This is a genomic window from Pseudomonas sp. BF-R-26, assembly GCF_019947395.1.
In the GTDB taxonomy this organism is placed as follows: Bacteria; Pseudomonadota; Gammaproteobacteria; order Pseudomonadales; family Pseudomonadaceae; genus Aquipseudomonas; species Aquipseudomonas farris.
Genome location: NZ_JAGYGK010000037.1, coordinates 1 through 5,475, shown reverse-complemented (window position 1 = coordinate 5,475; position 5,475 = coordinate 1). Strand labels below are relative to the sequence as shown.

Annotated in this window: 5 protein-coding genes; 1 reads left to right on the top strand and 4 read right to left on the bottom strand. The window is 59.2% G+C overall.

The genetic code is table 11. The features are described 5' to 3' along the window. Window positions 1-156: 156 nt before the first annotated feature. Together KGB18_RS29775 and ilvA are read right to left on the bottom strand one after the other, a co-directional pair. The gene (locus KGB18_RS29775) at window positions 157-582 is read right to left on the bottom strand and encodes a DUF2269 domain-containing protein (RefSeq protein WP_223570966.1); all 426 of its coding nucleotides are present in this window, start codon (window positions 580-582) and stop codon (window positions 157-159) included. 39 nt (window positions 583-621) lie between these two features. Continuing rightward, window positions 622-2,136: a threonine ammonia-lyase, biosynthetic gene (gene ilvA / locus KGB18_RS29770; protein WP_095052484.1), complete on the bottom strand. Its 1,515-nt coding sequence runs from the start codon at window positions 2,134-2,136 to the stop codon at window positions 622-624. A 310-nt stretch (window positions 2,137-2,446) separates the two neighbouring features. Between ilvA and rpiA the strand changes: the two genes are divergently transcribed. Continuing rightward, window positions 2,447-3,121, top strand: coding sequence for a ribose-5-phosphate isomerase RpiA (gene rpiA / locus KGB18_RS29765; RefSeq protein WP_052964602.1), 675 nt, complete (start codon window positions 2,447-2,449; stop codon window positions 3,119-3,121). Window positions 3,122-3,264: 143 nt separating this feature from the next. On the opposite strand, the gene KGB18_RS29760 is transcribed toward rpiA, so the two are convergent. Together KGB18_RS29760 and KGB18_RS29755 are read right to left on the bottom strand one after the other, a co-directional pair. Further along, window positions 3,265-4,182: an SdiA-regulated domain-containing protein gene (locus KGB18_RS29760; protein ID WP_123719732.1), complete on the bottom strand. Its 918-nt coding sequence runs from the start codon at window positions 4,180-4,182 to the stop codon at window positions 3,265-3,267. Between the two features lie 155 nt (window positions 4,183-4,337). Then, window positions 4,338-5,267: an SdiA-regulated domain-containing protein gene (locus KGB18_RS29755; protein ID WP_223570965.1), complete on the bottom strand. Its 930-nt coding sequence runs from the start codon at window positions 5,265-5,267 to the stop codon at window positions 4,338-4,340. Between the last annotated feature and the right edge of the window lie 208 nt (window positions 5,268-5,475).

The window sequence follows — 5,475 nt, the reverse complement described above, 5'->3', positions numbered from 1 at the left end:
AACCAGAGCGGAGAGGTGAATGGCAGCATGGGCTCCCACACGTGCTTTAAGCACTCCGGGCATTCAGCTTGCCACTCACCGCTCTCACCCTCAGTCTAATTCCTGCCCAAGACACAAGCGGGCTTGCCCGCGATTGGGTCGACTCGGTCTGAAGCCTTAAACCGGCTTCGCGCCCATCAAACCCGCAATCGCGATGAAACAAACAAAGCTGAACAGTGCGAGGGCAAAGGTGAATTTGCCGTTCCCCGCCGGTGCCTTGCGCAACTTGTTCAGCCGCACCACCAGCCAGAACCAGCCCAACGCCGCCAAGGTGTACAGCACACTGGAAGCCAGCAGCCAAGTCTGCCCCAACGGCCAGCCCACCAGATGCACCATCCACCAACCGGTGAATGGCATGCTCAGCAGTGCCAGGCCCATCAATAGCCAGATGAACACCAGCGGTCGTTGCAAGGTGCGGGCATGAGCCGTCGCATCACCGCCACGGCGTGCGCGCCAGACCCAGATCGCCAGCCCCAGTGCGCTGATCAACAGCACTACCGTCGCCACCATATGAGCGATTTTAAGGGTGGTTAACGTTTCCATTGTTCGATTTCCTTATGGCCTGCCGATCAGCGTAGCCGCTCAGCCGAGAAACAGCTTATAGGCCGGGTTGTCGCTTTCGTCCCAGTATGGGTAACCGATTTCTTCCAACGCGGCCGGTACCAGATGACGCTCGTCGTGCGGCACCTGCAGGCCCGCGACCACACGGCCATCCGCCGCGCCGTGGTTGCGGTAGTGGAACATCGAAATGTTCCAGCGCCCACCGAGCTTGTTGAGGAAGTTGAACAACGCACCCGGACGCTCTGGAAACTCGAAACGCAGCACCACTTCATCGACAACCTGGGCGGCACGCCCGCCAACCATATGACGGATGTGCAACTTGGCCAGTTCGTTGTCGGTCAGGTCGAGCACCGGGAAACCCTGCTCGGTGAGACTGGCGAGCAGCGCACTGCGCGGGTCGTTTTCCGGGTGCGTCTGCACGCCGACAAAGATGTGCGCTTCGCTACCGGTGTTGTAGCGGTAGTTGAATTCGGTAATCTGGCGCTTGCCGATGGCTTCGCAGAACGCCTTGAAGCTGCCCGGTTTCTCGGGAATGGTCACGGCAATGATGGCTTCGCGCCCCTCGCCCAGCTCAGCGCGCTCGGCCACGTGGCGCAAGCGGTCGAAGTTGACGTTGGCACCGGAGTCGATGGCCACGAAGGTATGCCCCGTGACACCGCGTTGCTCGACATACTTCTTGATCCCGGCCACGCCCAAGGCGCCGGCAGGTTCAGTGATCGAGCGGGTATCGTCGTAGATATCCTTGATTGCCGCACAGATCTCGTCGGTGCTGACGGTGATGACTTCGTCTACGTAATCTTTGCAGATATCGAAAGTGTGCTGACCGATCTGGGCCACTGCAACGCCGTCGGCGAAGAGACCCACGGTCGGCAGCACCACCCGCTCGCCGGCCGCCATGGCGGCTTGCAGGCAGTTGGAGTCATCCGGTTCGACGCCGATGATTTTGATGTCCGGGCGCAGGTATTTCACGTACGCCGCGATCCCGGCGATCAGCCCGCCGCCGCCCACCGGAACGAAGATCGCATCCAGACGCCCCGGGTGCTGGCGCAGAATCTCCATGGCCACCGTGCCCTGCCCGGCAATGGTGTGGGGATCGTCGTAAGGGTGAATGTAGACGTAGCCTTTTTCGTCGACCAGTTTCAGCGAGTAGGCCAGGGCTTCCGGGAACGAATCCCCGTGCAGCACCACTTTGCCGCCGCGCGAACGCACGCCTTCGACCTTGATCTCCGGGGTGGTCTTGGGCATCACGATGGTCGCTTTCACGCCCAGAACCTTGGCCGCCAGGGCCAGGCCTTGCGCATGGTTGCCCGCCGACGCGGTGACCACGCCGCGAGCGCGCTCTTCATCGCTCAGCTGCGTCAGCTTGTTATAAGCGCCGCGAATTTTGAACGAGAACACCGGCTGCAAGTCTTCACGCTTGAGCCAGATATCGTTGCCCAGCCGCTCGGAGAGCTGGCGGGCAGTCTGCAATGGGGTTTCTACGGCAACGTCATAAACGCGCGAGGTGAGGATCTTTTTGACGTACTGTTCGAGCATCGGAAAGCATCACTGAGCGAGTTGGGCAGGGCCAAGGAGTCTAACCCGGCTTTTGGGCGGGCGACCACACGAATCAAGAGGTTTTAACCTTCGCAGACACCGCAGACCCATTGTGGCGAGGGGGCTTGCCCCCGTTCGGCTGCGAAGCAGTCGTAAAATCTGTTTATGCGGTATGTCTGAAAGAATGCCAGGGGAGCGCTGCGCACTCCAACGGGGGCAAGCCCCCTCGCCACAGGAGTGTTTCCCCCTGCACTATCGCGAGGCCTATAATGCCGGCCTTTCGTTCCCCTTTCGGCACTTCGGAGCCCGCATGACCCAGGATCAACTCAAACAGGCCGTAGCCCAGGCCGCCGTCGACTTCATCCTCCCGAAACTCGACGACAAGAGCATCGTCGGGGTCGGCACCGGCTCCACCGCCAACTGCTTCATCGATGCCCTGGCCAAGCACAAAGGCGCGTTCGATGGCGCGGTCGCCAGCTCCGAAGCCACCGCCGCCCGCCTCAAGGGCCACGGCATTCCGGTGTATGAGCTCAATACCGTCAGCGATCTGGAGTTCTACGTCGACGGCGCCGATGAAAGCGACGAGCACCTGCACCTGATCAAGGGCGGCGGCGCGGCCCTGACCCGCGAGAAGATTGTTGCGGCTGTGGCCAAGACCTTCATCTGCATCGCCGACGCCAGCAAACTGGTGCCGGTCCTCGGTGCGTTCCCGCTGCCGGTGGAAGTGATCCCGATGGCCCGCAGCCACGTGGCCCGCCAACTGGTGAAGCTCGGCGGCGACCCGGTTTACCGTGAAGGCGTGCTGACCGACAACGGCAACATCATCCTCGATGTGTTCAACATGCAGATCACCAACCCGGTGGAGCTGGAAACACAGATCAATGCCATCGTCGGCGTGGTCACCAACGGTTTGTTCGCAGCCCGCCCGGCTGACTTGCTGCTGCTGGGGACGAGCGAAGGCGTGAAAACCCTGCGCGCCCAGTAAGCGAAATCGCCCAGATTCATGGGCAAATGAAATACCTGTGGGAGCGGGCTTGCCCGCGATGAGGCCGTCACATTCAACATTGATGCTGACTGGAAGGCCGCCATCGCGGGCAAGCCCGCTCCCACAGTGTTTTGGGGTGTTTGTCAGGGTTGTGCTGGTTTTTTGAAGACGTAGAAAAGATTCGGCTCGCTGACGAGGTACAAGGTGCCGTCGTCGTCCATGGCAATGCCTTCCGCTTGTGGCACAGTCTTCTGCAATCCCTGACGCCCCTTGCGCAGTGACAGGGTGGTCAGCGGCCGCCCATCGACATCCAGCTCCAGAATCAGTCGCGATTCATCGGACAGCGCCAGCAAATGGCCGCTGCGCTCGTCGTATTGCAGGCTCGACAGGTCTCGAACAAACATCCCGGCGTCGCGTTTTGGGTTGTTCACCACATGCACCGCGTAGGACTTCTCCGGGTTGTAATGCGGAAAGCCCTGCACTTCGTAAATCAGCATCGGATCGCGCTCCTTGGCGACAAACAAGCGCTTGCCCACCGAGTCATAGGCCAACCCTTCAAACCCTTTGTTGCCACTCATGTGCACGCCGAGGGTCATCTGCTCGGCGTCCGCAGCATCGAGGAACGTCGTGTCCTTCTCCAGATGAATCTTGATCAGCCGTTGCTGGCGCTCGTCGGTGATCACGTAAGTGTCAGCACTGATGAATTCCACCGCCTCCGGATCGCCAAACCCGACCAACGCCACACGCCGCAGGATTTTGCCTTCCAGAGACAATTCGATCAGTTCGGCATTTTTGTTGGTAACAGTGAACAGGCTTTTACGCACTGGATCGAAGGTCAGCGCCGAAACATCATCGTCCAGACCGTCGATGACTTGCGCCTCGATCGCTACCTGATACTGATCCAGGCCAATGGACTGGGCATTCATCGGCTGCCAGAACGCCTGCACATTGAACCAGGTGCGCTCGAACAGACGCAGATACTGGCCGACGGCAATCAGCACGATCAGCGCAATTACCGACAGGATCAGCATCAGGGATTTGGGACGGGCAAGTCGGCGCATTCAGGCGAGCTCGGAAACAAGACGGGCGGATGAAATACCACGGCAGTATGAATTCAAGCTTAATGGCGTAGGAGCTGCCGAAGGCTGCGATCTTTTGACTTTCAACAAATTTTGTCGGCACCAAAAGATCAAAAAATCACAGCCTTCGGCAGCTCCTACGGTTGTTTTTCGAACCGGTAGAACAGGTTCGGCTCGCTCACCATGTACAGCGTGCCTGCTTCGTCCATGGTCACGCCTTCGGCACGGGGAATGGTTTTCTTCAGACCATTGAACCCCCCGAGCAAAGTCATGAAGCTGACCTGCTCGCCTTTCTCGTCCAATTCCAGCAGCAAATGAGAATCGGCGGACAGCACCAGGGTGTGGCCGGTGCGCGAATCGATGGCCAAGGCCGACAGGTTGCGGATATCCAGTTCGTCGCTGGACAGCTTTTGCTTGTCGCCCTTGAGGATTTGGCTGCCGTCGCTTTTCCAGCTGAACAGCGCCGGTGGACGCTCTTCACCCAGCAGCAGTTGCTGGTTACGCGCATCCCAAACGATCGCCTCAAAGGCTTTATTCTGGTTTTTCGACGGCCCAAGGTCGTATTTCGGGAAATTGGCGATATTCAGTTCGCGAGTATCGGCATCGACCTTGACGATGGAAAGCAGGTGTTTGCGCTCATCGGTAATCGCCAGCAAACCGTTGCCCATGACCGCCACTGCTTCCGGGTTGCCCCAGCCCACCAGCGGCATCTTGCGCAACACGTCGCCCTGCAATGTCAGCTCGACCAGGAATGGGTTCTTGCCCATCACCGCAAACAGGGTTTTGGTCTGTGGGTCGTAAGACACGTCTGACGCTTCGTCCTTCTCCATGCCCGGCAGCAGCTTGGCGTCAATCACCGCCCGATAATCCGGCAGCCAGATACTCTCTTTTCGCTCGGCCAGGCTTTCGAAACGCTCCATCACCCAGAGCACGCCGCGATCATCCCAGTGCATCGCAAACACTAGGCCATACACAGCGGCCGCCACCAGCAAAAGCCAGGAATACCAACGCATGACAAAGCGCGAGCGGCGGGCAGTTTTCAGCTTGGGCAGCGGTTGGGTGCTCATGCAGGGATACGTTCCAGAAATTCAGGCTATGGGTAATAGCACAATTGGGACTGGCTCAGACGCCAGAAGCCCCGGAATTATCCGGACAAGATGTGAAAAAAACGGGAAATGGCGGGACTGCCCTTTGTCGGCCTTCACAAAAAACCAATGTGGGAGCGGGCTTGCCCGCGATGACGGCCTTTCAGTCAACATCAATGTTGAATGTGAC